Below are 18,675 nucleotides of genomic sequence, written 5' to 3'. Positions count from 1 at the left end.
TACACATTAAATCAAAATGCCCTAACGGGCATTTGTTGTATAAAACGTTATCAAAAATACTCAAAGAGTAGTCCATTATGAATAAAGCAATAAAAACAGTAGCGGTAGTTGGCGGTGGTACAGCAGGATGGCTGAGCGCTGCAATTATAGCTTCGTATCACCAAGGTCAAAATGGTGACGGCTTAAAAGTGATGTTGGTTGAATCGTCAGACATTCCAACTATTGGCGTAGGTGAAGGTACCTGGCCCACGATGAAAAACACACTTCAGCAAATAGGCTTGCGTGAAGTCGATGTGTTTAAAGCCTGTAATGCTACCTTCAAACAAGGCGGGAAGTTTGTAAATTGGACTCATGGCAATAATGACTTTTACTACCATCCATTTACTGTACCGCTAGGCTACGGCCGTATAGATTTAGCCCCATATTTAGATAATGTTGAAGACTTTGCACAGCAAACTAATTTTCAACATGATATTTGCGAAGCAAGCTTAGCCCCAAGAGTTATAGCGCAAGGTGAATATCAAGGTAATTGTAATTACGCTTATCACTTAGATGCCGGCGCTTTTGCAGAAATGCTTAAACAGCATTGTAAAAGTAAGCTTGGCGTAGAGCATATTATTGGTACTGTTGATCAGGTAAAGCTTGATGACGATGGTGCAATAAATGTGCTTACTCTAAAAGATCAAACCCGCACTATAAACGCCGACTTATTTATAGACTGTACTGGTTTTTCATCATTGTTATTAGGCCAAGCGCTCAACGTACCGTTTAAAAAAATGGACCACGTGCTATTTAACGACAGCGCACTGGCGATGCAAGTCCCTTACGATGAAAACGATACCTCCTTAGCCAGCCATACCATAGCAACAGCGCAAAACGCAGGATGGATTTGGGATATAGGTTTAACGCATCGCCGTGGTGTAGGGCATGTCTATTCAAGCAAATTTTTATCAGACGATGAAGCAGAGCAAAACCTAAGAGACTATTTAGGCGATGCAGCAAACGGTTTAACTGCCCGTAAAATTAGTTTTGAATCAGGATACCGTGAGAAGTTTTGGCATAAAAACTGTGTTGCTATTGGTATGTCAGCAGGGTTTGTAGAGCCGCTTGAAGCAACCGCTATTATGCTTGTTGAAATTTCAGCACGCTTTGTAGCAGAGCACATGCCAGCAGATACACAAGTAATGCCTATAGTAGCTAAACGCTTTAACGAGCAAATGGATTACCGCTGGCAGCGTATTATCGACTTTTTAAAGCTGCATTACATGCTAACCAAGCGCCCAGAACCTTACTGGCAAGCACATGTACAGCCCAATACTATTCCACAAACCCTGCAAGAAGATTTACTTCTTTGGGGAAGCCGTGGCCCGCTTATTCAAGATTTTCATGGCGCATTAGAGTTATTCCCTGCCGCCAGTTATCAGTATGTTTTGTACGGTATGGGCTTTAAGCCTGACTTTACTAAACAAGCATATTTGTATTCACAACATGTGCAAGCCAAACAAATAATTGAACGTAACAGCCAGCTTACACAGCAGATGTTGCAAACTTTGCCGCCTCACCGTGCTTTTATAGAGCAGTGGTTAGCAGCTAACCCAGTTTAAGGATGTGTAACTATGGCTATTAGTGAACTAGTAAACACCAAACACCAAACATTAAAAATTAACCCCAATGCAGCCGTTGAATACGCAAAAACGCAGCATTTAGTTAATTTAAGAGCAAATGAAATAGCAAAAGCAGCCTGCGACTTACCTATTTTCTTAGCACGTAATACACAAAATGGCAGTTATACAGTATCAGCGTTAACCAGCTTTAGTGCAGGTCAAAGTTTATTGGTTAATAACAACCAATGGCAGGCACTTTACACGCCGGTATGTATGCAAACCCAGCCTCTTTATTTAATGACCCGAGAAGCAAATAGTAGCGATTATTTTATCGCGATTGATGATCAAAGCTCAGCCGTAAACACGCAGCAAGGTGAGGCACTATTTGATGCTAAAGGTAATCCGAGTTTATTTTTAAGTGCACAGCAAAAACTGTTAGAAAGCGACTTAAAAAATGACTATCAAACGTATCAATTTACCCAAGAAGTTGCGCGGTTAGGGCTCATTAAAAACATAGATATTGTATTGCAGTTTGAACAAGGCGAAACCCAAACTATTCAAGGTTTGAGCACCGTTGATGAAGACAAACTGCAAACATTAAATAGCGATACCGTTGCAAACTTACACAAGCAAGGTTACTTGAGTGTGCTTAACAGCATGCTTATTTCACTGTTTCAGTTAAATGCATTGGTAAAGCTGCATAACCAACGTCCCGAACTTATGCCTTTAAAGCAAATTAAGTTAGAACTAAGTCGAGATGCGCACGCGCTGTAGCGTGCACTTTTTTATTACACAGACATTGCGCATAACGCGCAGGAGACACACACATGTCAGATAACATTTTACAGCTGGTGGTTTTTGTTTTTGTCACCGCTTTAATTGGTGGCCTTACTTATTGGAAATGCCGAGGCCAAAATCGCAATAACGGACAAAGCCAAACCAAAGAGTATTTTTTAGCGGGCGGTGGCCTTACTTGGATGTTTGTTGCAGGTTCAATAACACTTACTAATTTAAGTACTGATCAGCTTGTAGGTATGAATGGTAACCAAATGGCTTTACTGGTTTGGTGGGAGCTTGCAGCAATTATAGGTTTGATTATTTTAGCCAAAGTGTTCATTCCTGTTTATTACAAATACAACTGTACTACCACCACAGAGCTTTTAGAAAAGCGCTATAACAACAAACATATTCGCGCTGTTATTGGGGGATTATTCTTTTTAGGTAATGCACTTATTTATATGCCAGCGGTTATTTATTCTGGCGCGCTATTTATGCAAACCATGTTTAAGGTTGATATTCCGCTAATGTATATTGCCACCGCATTTGCCATTATTGGTGCTGTTTATGCGTTTTTTGGTGGCCTGAGAGCAGTTGCTGTATCGGATACCTACAATGGCATACTTGTACTAGGCATGGCTGTTTTAGTCGTGTTTTTAGCACTTAATGCGATTGATTATGACTTTACGGGTATTCCAGAGGAGCGCTTAACACTCATAGGCGATGCTGATTCACCTATTCCGTGGCCAACACTTTTAACCGGTATGATCTTTATTCAAATGTATTACTGGGGTACTAACCAAACAATCACACAGCGAGCAATGGCAGCACCTAATGTTAAAGAAGCGCAAAAAGGTATATTTGCAGCTGCGGGTATTCGTTTTTTAATCGTCCCTGCAATTGTGGTATTACCGGGTATTATTTCGTTTAAACTTTATGGCGATATTGGCGACGCTGCTTATGGTCGAATTGTGGGTGATGTAATGCCAGCATGGTTAACCGGTGTGTTCGCAGCGGCAATGGCAGCAGCAGTACTCTCTACTTACAACAGCTTATTAAATTCAGCTACAGCACTATATGTGTGTGACATTCACGAAGCGTACTTTAATAAAGAGCCAAGTGTTGTAAAGCTAAGTGGTTACGTAACATTGCTACTAACAAGCTTAACACTGGTACTTGTACCAATTTACCAGCAAGCAGATAGCATTATTAACTTACTACAGCAATTAAATGGCTTGTTAAGTATGCCTATATTCTCAATTTTTGTAGTGGGCTTATTATTTAAAAATGTGGATGCACGTGCAGGTATTGCAGCAGTAATTTTAGGTGTTGTAATGTACGGCATGCTTACATTTGCAAACTCACCACTACATACTGACATTCATTACATTCACTTAATGCCAATTACACTGATTGTATGTGTAGCTTTTGCATTGATAGTAAATAAAGTGGTATTTGGTTTGAATGCGCAGTGGGCAGGTAAAACACCGGCACTTGATGACGCAGGCCAAGCACAAGTACAAAAATAGATTATAAATAGTTTAAGCTGACAAAGTCGGTCATGGGGAAACTCTGGCCGATTTTTTATATGTATTAAAAGCAACATGAGAACTTCAAAGCGAAGGTTAGTTTAATACTTTTTATTACAGTGGTACTTCCAGTGAGTTTATCTGACTATTTGCGATGTAAAGACTATCAAAACCTAATTTATATGATATATACTATTATTATTGAATGTCACTGTCTGATAGATTGTGGCTCAAGCAAAGAGATACATTTAGTACATAGTGTAGCTTACTAATTTTCGTTATATTTATAACTCACACAATGAACAAGAGGATAGGAAAATCATGGCCGACACTAAATCATTTTATCGATTAGACAGTGTAAACAGCACCGTTATTTTCGACTGCCAGAGCAAAACACCAGCGTTACTGTACTTTGGTAAACGCCTATCTGAGCAAACAACAGAAACAATGCTAACTCAGCTTGCTACCCGTCAAGAAGTAAAATGTGCCGTGGTTGAAGAAGCGCCTATTTCTCTATCTCCGTTATTAGGCGAAGGCTTTACTGGTGCGCCAGGGCTTGAGCTAGTAAATGATTCAATCGCATGGTCAGTAGGACCAGAGCTTCAAGAAGTACGTCAGCCTTCAGCCGCAACACTTGAATTTGTAAGCGTAGATAAGCTTCGTGGTATTGAAGTCGTGCACAGCATTACACTTGATAAAAGCACTGACGTACTAAGCGCGCATACTGTATTAACTAATTTAGGCGACTCACCACTGGGCGTTAATTTTTGCGCCGCGCCAACATTTCAATTGCCAGATAGCGTAAGCAAAATAGTGAGCTTTGAAGGTCGTTGGTCAAATGAATTTCAACGTCAATCGGTTGATTTAGTCTTAGGTAGTTTTGTTCGTGAAAACCGTAAAGGCAAAACATCACACGATGTATTTCCTGGTTTATTAGTGCATAACGAAAATGCAGGCGAGCAGCACGGCGAATGTTACGGCTTTCATTTAGGTTGGAGTGGTAATAATAAACTACGCGCAGAGCTTTTAGCTGAAGGTCGTCGTTACGTGCAAATGGGTGAGCTATTACTTCCTGGTGAGCTTACGCTTGCTAAAGGTCAAACGTATCAAAGCCCGAGCATTTATGGCTCGTTTTCGAGTGAAGGCTTTAGTGCGCTTTCTCGTAATTTTCATCGTTTTGTTAAAGCTAATTTACTTAGCCAAGCACAGCGTGAAAAAACACGCCCTGTGCATTACAACACATGGGAAGGTATATACTTTGATCACGATGTAGATACGCTTAAGCAACTAGCCGACAAAGTAGCGCCGTTAGGCATTGAACGTTTTGTACTTGATGATGGTTGGTTTAAAGGCCGCCGTGGCGATAACGCTGGTTTAGGTGATTGGACAGTAGATTACAAAATTTACCCCGATGGTTTATCACCAGTTATAGATCATGTTAATAGCTTAGGTATGGAGTTTGGTATTTGGTTTGAACCAGAAATGGTTAACCCTGATAGCGATTTATACCGTGCGCATCCTGATTGGGTTTTAGGCTCCCAAAACAACGAACAGTTAAGCTTTAGAAATCAGCTAGTACTTGATTTAACGCGCTCTGAGGTTGTTGAGTACCTATACAAAGCGATTGACGATATTTTAGTTGAATACCCAACTATTAAGTACATTAAATGGGATATGAACCGCGATATTAACCATGCAGGTAATTTTGATGGCAAGCCTGCTGTGCATCAGCAAACATTAGCACTTTATCGTTTAATTGATCGTATTAAAGCGGCGCACCCAGGGCTTGAAATAGAAAGCTGCTCGTCAGGTGGTGCACGTGTAGATTACGGCGTACTTGCACACACCGACCGTGTATGGACGTCAGATTCAAACGATGCGCTTGATCGCCTTGAAATACAGCGTGGATGTTCGTTCTTCTTCCCATCGTCGGTTATGGGGGCACACGTAGGCCCACGTGATTGTCATATCACAGGGCGTAATGTAAGTATTGAAATGCGTGCTGCGGTATCAATGTTTGGCCACATGGGAATCGAAATGGACCCACGTGAGCTGACCGATCACGAATACAATGCACTTAAAGCGGCAATAGCACTTCACAAAGAGCATCGTGAGTTTATTCATGCTGCCGATTTATACCGCCTAGATAGCGACGATTTATCAATTAACTTTGGTTTAATTGATGAGCAAAAAACAAAAGCGTTATTTGCCTATAACAGCGTTCGCGAAACACCGCGTACAGCGCCTAATAAGCTTCGTTTTGTTGGCCTAGATGCCGATGCGCAGTACACACTTAATTTAGTGTGGCCGGTAAAATTTGAGGAGTATCGTCCATCTTCTATTGCTGCGGTAAATGGTCAAACATTTACCGGTGAAGCGTTAATGCAGTTTGGTTTACAAATGCCAATTTCATTCCCGCAAACATCGCTTATATTTGAGCTTAACAAAGCTTAAATTTGACTAAGAGCAGTAAAAGGCGCTAATCGCTTTTATATTGCTTAGCTTAGATATGAGTAGTCAGCTCTATATTGTTTAGGGCTGGCTTTTTTATATCCTTAGTAAGCTAATTTAGTAAATTAACTTAGTAAACTCAAAAGTATCGAAAATAGAGTGGTTACGCTTGCGCATAATTTTGCTTGTTACCCAACCAACGTTGAATTAGTGGGTCAACAACCTCTGGGTGTTGCTTAAGCATTTGCTGTGCAATCGGTCTAACTTGGTTGAGGATGTGCTTATCGCGGGTAAGATCGGCAATTTTAAACTCGGCTAACCCTGTTTGTTTTGTACCGAGTACTTCACCAGGGCCACGAATTTCTAAATCGCGCTCAGCTATCACAAAACCATCGTTACTATCGCGTAGTACTCCTAATCGCTTTTGAGCGGTGTGAGACAACGGTGCGTGGTATAAAAGCACGCAATGCGATGCAGTAGCGCCACGGCCAACTCGCCCACGTAACTGATGCAGCTGTGCTAAGCCTAAGCGCTCAGGGTTTTCTATAATGATTAAGCTCGCATTAGGGACATCTACACCAACTTCAATAACCGTCGTGGCAACTAAAACATGTATATTACCTGCTTTAAACTCGCTCATAATGGCTTGTTTTTCAGCTGATTTCATTCGCCCATGTACTAAGCCTACGTTTAGCTCTGGTAGCGCCTCTTTTAACTGCAGTGCGCTGTCCTCCGCTGCTTGGCATTGCAGTACTTCAGATTCATCAATAAGTGTACACACCCAATAAACTTGGCGGCCTTGCTCGTTACACGCCAATTTAACGCGACCAATAATATCGTCCCTGCGAGTATCAGGAAGTGCCACTGTTGTAATTGGCGTACGCCCAGGTGGTAGCTCGTCAATCACAGAGGTTTCTAAGTCGGCATAGGCTGTCATAGCGAGTGTACGCGGGATAGGTGTTGCGGTCATAACTAGTTGATGAGGGTAACAATCACCAAATTTACCTTTTTCACGCAGTGATAAACGCTGGTGGACACCAAAGCGGTGTTGTTCATCAATAACGATAAGCACTAAGTTATTAAACTTAACTTCATCTTGAAATAAAGCGTGAGTACCTACAATCATTTGCGCCTCACCAGAGGCTATTTTTTCAAGTGTTGCTACGCGCTCTTTGCCTTTTGTTTTACCGCCAAGCCAAGCAACGGTTATACCTAGTTGATTAAACCACGTTGTAAAATTAACGCCATGTTGCTCTGATAAAATCTCTGTTGGAGCCATTAAAGCTACTTGAAAGCCCTGCGCAATGGCTGTTAGTGCACTAAGTGCTGCTACTAGGGTTTTGCCTGAGCCTACATCGCCTTGCACTAAACGCATCATGGGATACGCGTGTTGCATATCACCTTTAATCTCAGCAACTACGCGGCTTTGCGCATTTGTGGGTGCAAAAGGAAGTTGCTCTAAAAACTGGCTTTCTAATGTGTTTACCGGATTTAATGCCACGGCTTTAACTTGTTGCCCTTGCTCTCGTACTTTTAATAAGCTGAGGTTTTGAGCAAGTAACTCCTCAAATACAAGGCGCTGTTGAGCAGGGTGAGTACCTTGCTCTAATGCAGTTACATCAACATCATTTGGTGGGCGGTGCAGTAATAATAAGGCGTCACTTAGCTGCATATTTGATGGCTGCCACTGTGAAGGCAGTAGTTCTTCTACTGAGTATTTATGTAGTAAATCAATAGCCTGCTCGCTTAAAGCTCTAATCGATAGTTGCTTTAAACCTTCGGTTGTTGAATAAACAGGCGTTAATGTCGTCGCTACTGGTTGCTCGTTAGAGGTATCGCTGATGCTGTATTCAGGATGACTCATTTCAAAGCCAACGCGGCCACGTCGCACTTCACCAAAACAACGTATTATTTTACCTGCACTAAATGCGTTTTTTTGTGCGGCGGTAAAATTAAAAAATCGTAGTGTTAGCCTGCCAGTACCATCATTGATTTGGCAAACAAGCATGCGCCTTTTACCAAACGTAATTTGGCTTGTTTCAATTGTTGCTTCAACACTCACATGGCTATGCAATGCCAGTTCATTAATCGCGTATAAGCGAGTGCGATCTTCATAGCGAAGTGGCAAATGAAAAAGCATATCTTGCACAGTTAAAATACCTAGCTTTAACAAACGCTCAGCCATTTTTGGGCCGACCCCTTTGAGCTCTGTAATTGGGTATTGATTTAAGCTAGGTTTAGACAAAGTGTATCAATCTTATTATTTGTGAGTAGGCTAAGTGTACTTACAGAGCTTTAGTCCATCAAGTATGTTTTAAAGCTTGCCAAAATTGCTCGTCAGCGACTATTTCGCCGTTTTCATCAAGTGCAGGATAAGGTAATTTTTTTTGTTTACACTGCCTTGCGATAATAGGGTGGCAGCCTTCAAAGTAAAGTGGATGTTTAACTTCGGCGCTCAGCATATCTCTATTATATAAACCAGCCAGCTCACGTTGGCGCTGTGCTTCAAACAATATTAGCGCAGCAGCAACCGAAACATTTAGCGATTGCACCATGCCTTGCATTGGAATAATAATATTTTGATCGGCATATTCTAGGGCTTTTTCTGATATCCCCGTTTTTTCTTGTCCAACAATAATGGCCGTTGGCTTGGTGTAATCTACTTCTCTAAAATCAACGGCATCTTCTGATAGGTGAGTCGCTAATATTTGTATTTCTGGATTGCGCTCACGCATTGCAGTAACGGCATCATCAATATTTCTATGCAGGTGCGTCTCTAGCCAATTTTTGCTACCACCTGAGGTATTGTTTGTTAGCCATTTTTGCTTTTCAGGCCATACAGCATGTACGTGATGGCAACCAACCGCATCAGCACTTCGTACTATTGCAGATAAGTTATGGTGTTTGTGCACGTCTTCTAAGCACACGGTTAAGTCTGTTTGACGGCGCGAAAGTACGTCTTCGATTCTTTGATAGCGAGTTTGCTGCATGGTTATCCTCTTTTTTCGGCAATTATACGAGATTTTTGCAGTTAAGGCATTACCGTACGGCTAATTGGATTTTGTAGAGAAATAAGTGTTTCTGTTGACTGAATGGCTTCTATTGCCTGTATTTTATTAATCAGCACATCTTGTAAGTGATCAATGGACTTTGTCATTACCTTTATAAATATACTGTAGTTACCTGTTGTGTAGTAAGCCTCTACCACTTCCTCCAATGCTTCTAGCTTTATAAGCGTTTGCGGGTAATCACGTGCGTTATTTAAATTAATACCTATAAAACAGCATACATCGTAGCCTAGCTGTTTAGTATTAATCGTTAATTGCGTTCCTGTAATGATCCCTGCTTGCTTCATTTTTTCAATTCTTACGTGAATTGTCCCTGCGCTTACATTAAATCTTTTTGCTAATTCGGCGTACGCAGTACGGGCATTTGCCATTAACGCATGAAGTATCTGTTTATCGAGATTATCGATTAAATAATTTTCCATTATATTTTTATCATAAAATTATCGAATATATGGTTTTTATACCACTTAATTAATGGTTTTTATATATTAAAGCTATTTTTGTTATGGGATATTGAATTAATCCTTTGAATCGTTACATTAACTTCATTAAGGACGCTAGTTAGAGCGTTTTTTATCAATTAAGCAAGTAACAATAACTGGGAATGAGGCCAATTATTATGAGTTCACACTATGTGCAGCAACAGCAGCAAATAAGTAAAGTTAAGCAATTTTTTTCACAACAACTAGAAACCCAACTTGGGCTGGTTGAGGTTCAAGCCCCAATTTTGGCTAAGGTTGGCGACGGCACGCAAGATAACTTGAGTGGCCATGAAAACGCAGTTGCTGTAAATGTGAAAGCGATTACAGATAGCCGCTACGAAGTGGTGCATTCGTTGGCTAAGTGGAAACGTAAAACACTGGCAACTTATGGCTTTAGTGTTGGTGAGGGTATTTACACTCAAATGAAGGCTTTGCGCCCAGATGAAGATTCATTAAGTCCTATTCATTCTGTATATGTTGATCAGTGGGATTGGGAAAAAGTAATTAGCGAAACGACAGATCGTTCGCTGGCAACACTAAAGCAAACTGTTCAATCTATTTATAAAGGGATAAAAGAGACGGAAGCTTTTGTAAGAGAGTCTTATGGCTTAACCCCTTTTTTACCTGACGATATTAAGTTTGTGCACAGTGAAGAGCTACGTAGAATGTATCCTGACTTTAGTGCTAAGCAACGCGAAAAAGCCATTGCACAAGAATATGGTGCTGTATTTTTAATTGGTATTGGTGGCGCGCTTGGAGATGGCAAAATTCATGATGTAAGAGCCCCAGATTACGATGATTGGTCTACGCCAACATGCGATCAATATATGGGTTTAAATGGTGATATTTTAGTATGGAACCCAGTACTTGAAGATGCATTTGAAATATCATCAATGGGTATACGTGTAAGCCCTGAGGTTTTAAAAGCGCAGTTAAGTACAACTGGAGATGAAGACCGCTTAGAGTTTGATTGGCATAAAGCGCTACTACAAAGTAAATTTCCGCAAACGATTGGCGGTGGAATAGGGCAGTCGCGGCTAGCGATGCTATTACTACAAAAGCAGCATATTGGCCAAGTACAAGTTGGTGTATGGCCAAGTCAAACTTATGATACGGTAAGTGGCTTACTTTAAATTGTAAAAAAGTGAGTTAATTTGAGTGCTCAATAGAGCACTCAATTTTTTAGTGTGTTTTAAACTCTATTTCAATTTTATTATTTAAAAGTTTAACGTTGCACGGAGGGTAATTGCGGATTGTTTTAAGTACTTTATCAAAAATATGAATCTCTACGCCTGAATGCAAAACAGAATTCACCGTTAAATTAGCGTCGCTAAGTAAATCGTGTAAGTCATGATCTAAGTTTGAAAGACGTTTTTCTAATTTCTCTGCTTGCTCACAATAATGTTTCTGAGTAGCTCCAATTTTAGTGATTAATATTTTCTTCTTTTCGGCATCCTTCACTAAATCAGTTTTTTCTAGCGCTGCTTGCAGCGTATCTAATTGTGCATCTGTTTTAGCTAAGTCTCTAAAGCAATTATCAGTATCCGCTGTTATTTCAGCACCAGAAGCTGCTAAATTAATAATCATTTTAGCACCTGATTCATTCCCTATTTCGCCAGCAATGAGAGTTGTTGCATCAAGTATTTCACCACCAAATATTTTACCTTTAGGTAAGTCTGGTTGGCCTACTTGCAGTAAGCGTTTAGCTTTCATTACACAATGGCTTGTTTGGCGATCAATAAAAATATTATTTGCATCGAGATAACAATACTGTGAGTGAGATACATGAATATCACCTAGCGCAATTAGCTTGCAAGAAAGTGACTTACTATCCACTTTTTGATGGCCAATAATGCCTTGTTTAACAGTGATGTTTCCGCCTGCGGTAAGCTCACCTGATTCAACCGTGCCAAATATAGTAATATCGCCTTTGGCAGTTACTTTCATCCCAGGGTCTATATTGCGAGTAACAATAACACTGCCTTGAAAGTCAATATGGCCGCTTTTTACATTTACATCTGAAATGGTAAAAATATCGTCGACACGCATACCATTATTAATTTCAACCGGAACACCAGCAATAGTAGAGACTAACTCAAGCGGATTCATTTTTGATATTTCAGTCCCTTCGCCTGCCACTAATTGTTTATTTTCTCCGGGCTTTGCGGGCAGTATGTCACCTATTACGGTAAAGCCTTCTTTACCGGGGGTTGCTGGTTGCTGGCGAATAAGCACAGAGCCAGGTTCTACGCTTGCAAGCTTGCCAAAGTCGCGCATGTCCACACTGCCATCTTCTTTGAGCTTGGGCGCTTTTAAGCGGTCTTTTAAAGTCTCTACGGTTGTTATTAGTTTAGTGGCTAAACCATCGCTTGGGAGCCTACCTTTAGCTAATATCCCTTTAACTACAGATCCCGCAGAGTGTTCAGATTGTTTTTGCAGCAGCTGTTCTAAAAAAGCTTGTTTATACCCACGCACAATGCCTGCTTTAACGAGTTGTTTTTTTGCATCTTCTAAACTTAATAACTTTCCACCTTGGGCAATCGTTAGCTCGCCAATGGCCAGCATTTTATCGTCGCTAATTGTTACATTTAAAGTGGCATTGTGTTTTGTTGCTACAACGAGAGTTTGTTGTGTGTTTTCGTTTTTAAAAAAATCATTAATAGCGTCATGATCTATTTTACAGTCGCAAAAAGCTGACTTTTCGAGAGCCTCTAAAATAAATGCAGCGCTGGGAGGAATATGTTCTTTTACATCAAGTAAAACATTTCCATTGTTGGCAAGCTTAAACACGAGTTAATCCTTTTTTACTACTTAAGTTAAGTTTGTTTTTTAAAACACAACTACAGATTGCTAGAAATTTACATTTGAGTCAAGAAGTCAGATAAAACGAAGTGCGGAGCGAAAAATAAAGGCTATAGAGAAGCTCTATAGCCTGTAATACTTAATTGGTAGAAGGTAATTCCATTATTCCGTCTATTTCAACTTGTGCACCTTTTGGTAGTGCACGAACACCTAATGCAGCTCTCGCTGGGTAAGGTTGTTTAAAGTATTGGCTCATCACTTCATTTACAGTGGCGAAGTTAGATAGATCAGTTAGGTAAATATTGATTTTAACTAAATCGTGAATTTTTCCGCCTGCTTCTTCACATACAGCAGCAATATTTTTAAATACTTGATGCGTTTGCTCGCTAAAATCTTCTGAAATCATTTCCATCGTTTCTGGAACTAATGGAATTTGACCAGATAAATAAACAGCGGTACCTACTTTAACTGCTTGGCTGTAAGTGCCAATAGCTGCAGGTGCTTTGTCGGTAGAGATAAATGCTTTATTCATGTGTTTCCTATTTTATTTTTTACGATAGACTTTTTGTACATCAGGCATAACGCGAATGCGGCGCATAATGTTAGCAACGTGGATACGGTTTTTAACGGTAACCCCTAAATCTATCACGTATAAATTACTTTCTTTTTCATCGGTGGCAATTTCGACAATATTGGCTTGGGTTGTAGCGACAACATTGGTTAGCTTAGCTAACGCGCCTTGATGGTTAATAATTTCAACTCTCAGAGCTGCAATATATTCTTTTTCTGGGTTATCGTCCCATTTTACAACTAAGTATTTAGAGCGCTCATTTTCCCAACCACGAATATTTTTACATTCTTGGCGGTGAACGGTCAGGCCCTTACCTTGGCTTATATGAGCCGTAATGGCATCGCCTGGTACAGGTCGGCAACACTTAGAGTAATTCACTAACATGCCTTCAGTACCAATAATGGTCGCTTTAGCTTGGCTTGTTATATCAGTTAAATCGTCATTGTCATTTTGCAATAAGCGCTTGGCAATTAACATACTCATTAAGTTACCAGAGCCAATTTCTACAAGTAATTCAAGAAGCGTAGTTAGTTCGTGCTCTTCAAGTACTCTCGCTATATTTTCATCAGCAATGCTATCTAGTTTGTTTTCGCCTAATGCCGAATCAAGTAAACGACGCCCTAAAAGCATAGCCTCTTCATGATGCTGGCTTCTAAGGTAATTACGAACACCTAAGCGTGCTTTACCAGTAACAATAAAGTTTAGCCATGTTGCATTAGGGTGGGCACCTGAGCTTGTTATTATCTCTATGGTTTGCCCTGTATCTAATGGCCGACTTAAAGGATGTGGCTTGCGATTAACGCGAGCGCCTACACAAGTGTTGCCTACATCAGTATGCACTGCATACGCAAAATCGACTGCGGTAGCGCCCATTGGTAGCTCAACAATACGACCATCAGGTGTAAATACGTAAATTTCTTCTGGGAATAGCTCAGTTTTTACGTTTTCAATAAATTCAAACGATGAACCCGCACTTTGCTGAAGCTCTAATAAGCTTTGCATCCATTGGCGAGCACGTTGCTGCGAAGTATTACCGGCACCATCACCTGATTTTTTATACATCCAGTGCGCCGCTACACCTTTGTCGGCCATCTGATCCATATCGTGAGTACGAATCTGAATCTCAACAGGTATCCCGTGTGGGCCAACTAATGAAGTATGAAGCGATTGGTAACCATTAGTTTTTGGTACAGCAATATAATCTTTAAAGCGTGTTTCTATAGGCTTATAAAGACTATGAGCCACACCTAATACGCGATAACACGTATCCATAGAATCAACTGCAATTCTAAACGCGTAAATATCCATAACTTCGTTAAATAGCAGTTCTTTATTAAGCATTTTTTTATAAATACTATATAAATGTTTCTCACGGCCTGACACAGTCGCTTTAATGCCTGACTCTTCAAGACGTGCTTCTATTTCATGTTGGATATTAGTGATAACTTCTTTGCGATTACCACGTGCTTTAGCTACTTCAGATTTAAGTGCGCGATGACGCATAGGATATAAAGCTTGAAAACCTAAGTCTTCAAGCTCATTTTTAATATCGTGAATACCTAAGCGGTTTGCTATTGGCGCGTAAATCTCAAGCGTTTCACGTGCTATTCTGCGGCGCTTATCTGGGCGCAGTGCCCCTAAAGTACGCATATTGTGCGTTCTATCAGCAAGCTTGATTAAAATAACTCGAATATCCTGAGTCATTGCCATAATCATTTTGCGGTAGTTTTCAGCTTGGAATTCTTTTTTATCTTTAAAGCTGAGCTTATCGAGCTTACTTACACCTTCAACGAGTTCTGCCACAGTTTCGCCAAAAATTTCGGCTAAATCTTGTTGGCTAAAATCAGTATCTTCAATTACATCATGCATTAGCGCGGCCATGAGCGTTTCATGGTCAAGATGCATGCCTGCAAGAATTTGGGTTACTTCTACTGGATGAGTTATGTAAGGTTCGCCACTTGAGCGAGTTTGTCCTTCATGGGCCTCTCGGGCTACCACGTAAGATTTTTGAACCAGCTCTACATCAGCAGCGGGCAAGTATTCTGAAATTTTCTTTTTAAGACCTTCAAAAAGATACATTCACACTCCAATGTTCTAGTGAAGCAAATTAGGTAAGCTACGAATATACGATGAAATGAAAGGATTGCCAACGGCTATAGTAGAAATACTGCGCCGTTGGCTAAATCAGACCGGGAGGTCGATTATTGGTTGCCACCAACAATGGCAGCAACAGCAGCTAATTCTGCTGCTTCTTGGTGTTGTTGTTCTTCACGGTCAATTAAGTCCATTGAAGCGCTATCAACTAAACCTAATTCAATTTCACGTAAAGCAACTACCGTTGGCTTATCGTTTTCAGGGTCTACTAGTGGAGTTTTACCACCAACAGCAATTTGGCGGGCACGACGAGCCGCAACTAAAATTAAGTCAAAACGATTACCAACTGCATCTACTGCATCTTCAACTGTTACGCGGGCCATCACAGCACTCCAAAAATAATTTAAAAGCAAAGACGTAGTTTACTCCAAGGAGCCACTTTCGCCAATAGCCAGTGTTCAATTTTTATCAGTTTTACTTGCCTAAGCCTAATTTAAGTAAGCTTAAATTATTTAAGCAGACTATTTAGTAAAACTTGGTGACGATCTTCTTGCGCTTTTAGTGTTAAGCGCTGAGCCATTACAATTATTTCTATGTCGGCAAGTGCGCTCTCAAAGTCATCATTAACAATTACAAAGTCGTATTCGTTATAATGTGATGTTTCAGATTGTGCTTTTGCCATACGAGAGGCAATAATTTCAACCGAATCTTGGCCACGGTTATTTAAGCGTTGTTCTAATTCTTCTTTTGAAGGAGGTAGAATAAAAATAGTTTGTACGCTTGGCATAATTTTGCGCACTTGCTGAGCGCCTTGCCAATCAATATCTAAAAACACATCAATACCGGCATCAAGTTGCGACTCAATAGCCTGCTTTGATGTGCCGTAGTAATTATCGAATACTTGAGCCCATTCAAAAAAGTCATCTTTGGCAATAAGCGCTTTAAATTCGTCTGTAGATACAAAGTGATAATGCACGCCATTTTCTTCACCTGGGCGAGGGGCGCGAGTTGTATGTGATACAGATACTTTCATGTCAGCGTGTTTTTTTAATAACGCATTGATTAAGCTTGATTTACCAGCACCAGAAGGGGCTGACAAAATAAATAAGTTACCGCGAGTTTGTGCCATGTTTTTCTCTACCTAAAAATAAACAGGCTTGGGTTACAAGTAAGCCAAGCCTTTAATTAACTGCATTGTACTTTAATTAGCTCACCTTGCTCAAGTTAGTCGTGCTCATGTTGGTCATGCCCAAATTGGCTCGGGAGTGTTTTACTAAGTTACGCTTTAAATAAAATTGAGGTTTAAAACTAGCCGCTAGATATAAGTATTTGATAAGGTGAGGTATCACCTATTAAAGGAGCCTTCATGCTCAATAAAACCTTATTTACCGCACAACAAGTAAGAGACAACGAAGCTTTAGCTGCTAAAAATAGTCATTGTGATTTATTTACCCTAATGCAGCGTGCAGGCGAGGCCATATATAAGCAATGGCAGTTATTTGATGCACAGCATACATTAGTTATTGTTGGCCATGGTAACAACGCTGGAGACGGTTACATTGTAGCTAGGCTTATTATGCAATCAGGTAAAGAGGTAACAGTATGCGCAGCTGAGCCTAATAAAGTATTAACCGGTGATGCAGCAAAAGCGCAGCAGTTATGGATTGAAGCGGGTGGGGTGGTTTCTCATTTTACAAAAGACACTCTTAATAAGTGCGATATAGTTATTGATGCGCTCCTTGGTACTGGCCTTAAAAACGCAGTGCGCGATAATTTTGCGAATATAATAAAAGCTGTAAATAACAGTGATAAGCCCGTAATAAGCATTGATATTCCATCAGGTATTGAAGCAAATACAGGGCAGCCTTTAGGATGTGCAGTACAAGCGACTTCAACCGTTACTTTTGTGGGCATTAAGCAAGGGCTCGCAACGACGGCAGGTAAACAATATAGCGGTAAGTTAGTATTTGATGATTTAGCAATTGGCGATGCGTTTACTTGTATCGCTCAATCATCAGGAGCCCTTGTTAATATCAATAGCTTTAAAGGAATAGCCACGCGGGCAATCAATAGTCACAAAGGAAGCCATGGTAAACTTTTATGTGTTGGTGGCAATCAAGGTACTGCAGGTGCAATTAGGTTAAGTAGTGAAGCAGCTCTTAGAACGGGTGCTGGCATGGTAAGAGTGTATACACACGAAAGCTCAATAACGCCTATTAGTATTGGCAGACCAGAACTTATGGTAAGCAGTAATAACTTACATCAAGCGCTAGAGTGGGCAAGCTGCGTTGTTATTGGCCCAGGGCTTGGGCAAGACGAGTGGGCACAACAAACATTCGATGAAGTAATGCAATATTGCCAAAACAATAAAATGCCATTGGTTATAGATGCAGATGCCCTTAATTTACTGGCTAAGCAAGCTTCATCATACACGTTAGAGCAATGCGTACTTACTCCACATCCCGGCGAAGCTTCGCGACTGCTAAGTGTTAGCACCAGCGAAATCGAATCTGATCGTTTTAATTATGCTCGTCTTTGCTCCAAGCGCTATACCGCGACTTGTGTATTAAAAGGGGCTGGAACATTAATAGATAATGCTGAGCAAACGTGGGTATGTGAAGATGGCAACCCGGCATTGGCCGTTGGCGGCAGTGGCGATGTACTTACTGGTATTATTGGTGCATTGCTTGCCCAAGGTTTAACTATTAATGAAGCAGCACGCTATGGTGTAACACTGCATGCTAAAGCCGGTGATATCGCAAGTGAGCGAGACGGGCAAAGGGGAATGCTACCCAGTGATTTATTCCCAATTGTCAGAGAGTTAGTTAATAAAGTGACGTGAGTTTAAGCGTCACTCAACTATATAGTGTTCGGTTTTAAATTATGGAACGTTATTGCACCCACTAAAAAGCATACACCTACATAAAGCCAAACACTGCTCGCTATAATATTCCACGTATCGGCTCGTATTAATGCAGGGATAATTATTAAGCTTCGTATGATACACAAGGTTGCAATAGCAATTAAAGCGGTTCTAGTAAGTACTATGTTACGCACTAAGCCAATTGCTGATAAGGCAAATGCAGTACAGGCAAACATGAGTCCAGCTATTGCAATACTACCTAAAGGCGCAAGGAATGTACCTTGCTGTGATGATTCTATTATTTGTATTGGGGCGCGAGCAGATATAAACCAACTAGTGCCACCCCATATACAAAGTAAATGCCATACAGCCGCTGCAGATGCAATAACTCCCGCACTTAATAAAAATTTTGCTTTTATATTTAACAGCATTTT

At 40.6% G+C, this 18,675-nt stretch carries 15 protein-coding genes; 6 read left to right on the top strand and 9 right to left on the bottom strand.

The features are described from left to right. The first annotated feature begins 77 nt into the window (after nucleotides 1-77). From CXF89_RS03580 to CXF89_RS03565, 4 genes are all read left to right on the top strand, one after another. Nucleotides 78-1,604 (top strand): tryptophan halogenase family protein, encoded by a 1,527-nt coding sequence (locus CXF89_RS03580; RefSeq protein ID WP_121953814.1) that lies wholly within the window; start codon nucleotides 78-80, stop codon nucleotides 1,602-1,604. A 12-nt stretch (nucleotides 1,605-1,616) separates the two neighbouring features. Then, a complete protein-coding gene (locus CXF89_RS03575) occupies nucleotides 1,617-2,378 on the top strand; it encodes a SapC family protein (protein ID WP_010554817.1) in 762 nt (253 codons plus the stop codon). A gap of 53 nt (nucleotides 2,379-2,431) precedes the next feature. After that, nucleotides 2,432-3,910, top strand: a complete 1,479-nt coding sequence (locus CXF89_RS03570) for an SLC5 family protein (RefSeq protein WP_007580003.1) — start codon at nucleotides 2,432-2,434, stop codon at nucleotides 3,908-3,910. A gap of 321 nt (nucleotides 3,911-4,231) precedes the next feature. Further along, nucleotides 4,232-6,364 carry an alpha-galactosidase gene (locus CXF89_RS03565; RefSeq protein ID WP_121953813.1) on the top strand — a complete coding sequence of 711 codons (2,133 nt, stop codon included), beginning with the start codon at nucleotides 4,232-4,234 and terminating at the stop codon, nucleotides 6,362-6,364. Between the two features lie 160 nt (nucleotides 6,365-6,524). Here CXF89_RS03565 and recG read toward each other — a convergent pair whose 3' ends face one another. Genes recG through asnC form a run of 3 tightly spaced genes read right to left on the bottom strand, consistent with a single transcriptional unit; the run spans nucleotide 6,525 to nucleotide 9,851 of the window. After that, the gene (recG, locus tag CXF89_RS03560; protein WP_121953812.1) at nucleotides 6,525-8,606 is read right to left on the bottom strand and encodes an ATP-dependent DNA helicase RecG; all 2,082 of its coding nucleotides are present in this window, start codon (nucleotides 8,604-8,606) and stop codon (nucleotides 6,525-6,527) included. A gap of 58 nt (nucleotides 8,607-8,664) precedes the next feature. Beyond that, entirely contained in the window at nucleotides 8,665-9,351 is a 687-nt protein-coding gene (gene trmH / locus CXF89_RS03555) for a tRNA (guanosine(18)-2'-O)-methyltransferase TrmH (protein WP_007580009.1), read from the bottom strand. Nucleotides 9,352-9,392: 41 nt separating this feature from the next. After that, nucleotides 9,393-9,851 carry a transcriptional regulator AsnC gene (asnC, locus tag CXF89_RS03550; protein ID WP_002958822.1) on the bottom strand — a complete coding sequence of 153 codons (459 nt, stop codon included), beginning with the start codon at nucleotides 9,849-9,851 and terminating at the stop codon, nucleotides 9,393-9,395. A gap of 197 nt (nucleotides 9,852-10,048) precedes the next feature. Here asnC and asnA point away from each other — a divergent pair, with 197 nt between their 5' ends. Further along, the gene (gene asnA, locus CXF89_RS03545; RefSeq protein WP_024607665.1) at nucleotides 10,049-11,044 is read left to right on the top strand and encodes an aspartate--ammonia ligase; all 996 of its coding nucleotides are present in this window, start codon (nucleotides 10,049-10,051) and stop codon (nucleotides 11,042-11,044) included. Nucleotides 11,045-11,093: 49 nt separating this feature from the next. Here the strand turns inward: asnA and CXF89_RS03540 are convergent, their stop codons facing one another. From CXF89_RS03540 to gmk, 5 genes are all read right to left on the bottom strand, one after another. After that, entirely contained in the window at nucleotides 11,094-12,701 is a 1,608-nt protein-coding gene (locus tag CXF89_RS03540; RefSeq protein WP_024589558.1) for a DUF342 domain-containing protein, read from the bottom strand. A gap of 151 nt (nucleotides 12,702-12,852) precedes the next feature. Continuing rightward, entirely contained in the window at nucleotides 12,853-13,245 is a 393-nt protein-coding gene (locus CXF89_RS03535) for a RidA family protein (RefSeq protein ID WP_007580015.1), read from the bottom strand. Nucleotides 13,246-13,257: 12 nt separating this feature from the next. Then, a complete protein-coding gene (spoT, locus tag CXF89_RS03530; protein ID WP_007580016.1) occupies nucleotides 13,258-15,363 on the bottom strand; it encodes a bifunctional GTP diphosphokinase/guanosine-3',5'-bis pyrophosphate 3'-pyrophosphohydrolase in 2,106 nt (701 codons plus the stop codon). A 122-nt stretch (nucleotides 15,364-15,485) separates the two neighbouring features. Next, nucleotides 15,486-15,761: a DNA-directed RNA polymerase subunit omega gene (gene rpoZ, locus CXF89_RS03525; protein WP_007378835.1), complete on the bottom strand. Its 276-nt coding sequence runs from the start codon at nucleotides 15,759-15,761 to the stop codon at nucleotides 15,486-15,488. 125 nt (nucleotides 15,762-15,886) lie between these two features. After that, complete coding sequence (gene gmk / locus CXF89_RS03520) at nucleotides 15,887-16,507, bottom strand: guanylate kinase (protein ID WP_121953811.1); 621 nt, start codon at nucleotides 16,505-16,507, stop codon at nucleotides 15,887-15,889. A gap of 237 nt (nucleotides 16,508-16,744) precedes the next feature. Here gmk and CXF89_RS03515 point away from each other — a divergent pair, with 237 nt between their 5' ends. Then, nucleotides 16,745-18,220 (top strand): NAD(P)H-hydrate dehydratase, encoded by a 1,476-nt coding sequence (locus CXF89_RS03515; protein ID WP_121953810.1) that lies wholly within the window; start codon nucleotides 16,745-16,747, stop codon nucleotides 18,218-18,220. 17 nt (nucleotides 18,221-18,237) lie between these two features. On the opposite strand, the gene CXF89_RS03510 is transcribed toward CXF89_RS03515, so the two are convergent. Further along, nucleotides 18,238-18,672, bottom strand: a complete 435-nt coding sequence (locus CXF89_RS03510; protein WP_121953809.1) for a hypothetical protein — start codon at nucleotides 18,670-18,672, stop codon at nucleotides 18,238-18,240. Between the last annotated feature and the right edge of the window lie 3 nt (nucleotides 18,673-18,675).

Origin of the sequence: Pseudoalteromonas sp. MelDa3 (genome assembly GCF_002863625.1) — a bacterium.
Taxonomy (GTDB): domain Bacteria; phylum Pseudomonadota; class Gammaproteobacteria; order Enterobacterales; family Alteromonadaceae; genus Pseudoalteromonas; species Pseudoalteromonas arctica.
The sequence above is the reverse complement of the archived record's forward strand: the minus strand, read 5'-3'. Positions and strand labels throughout refer to the sequence as shown.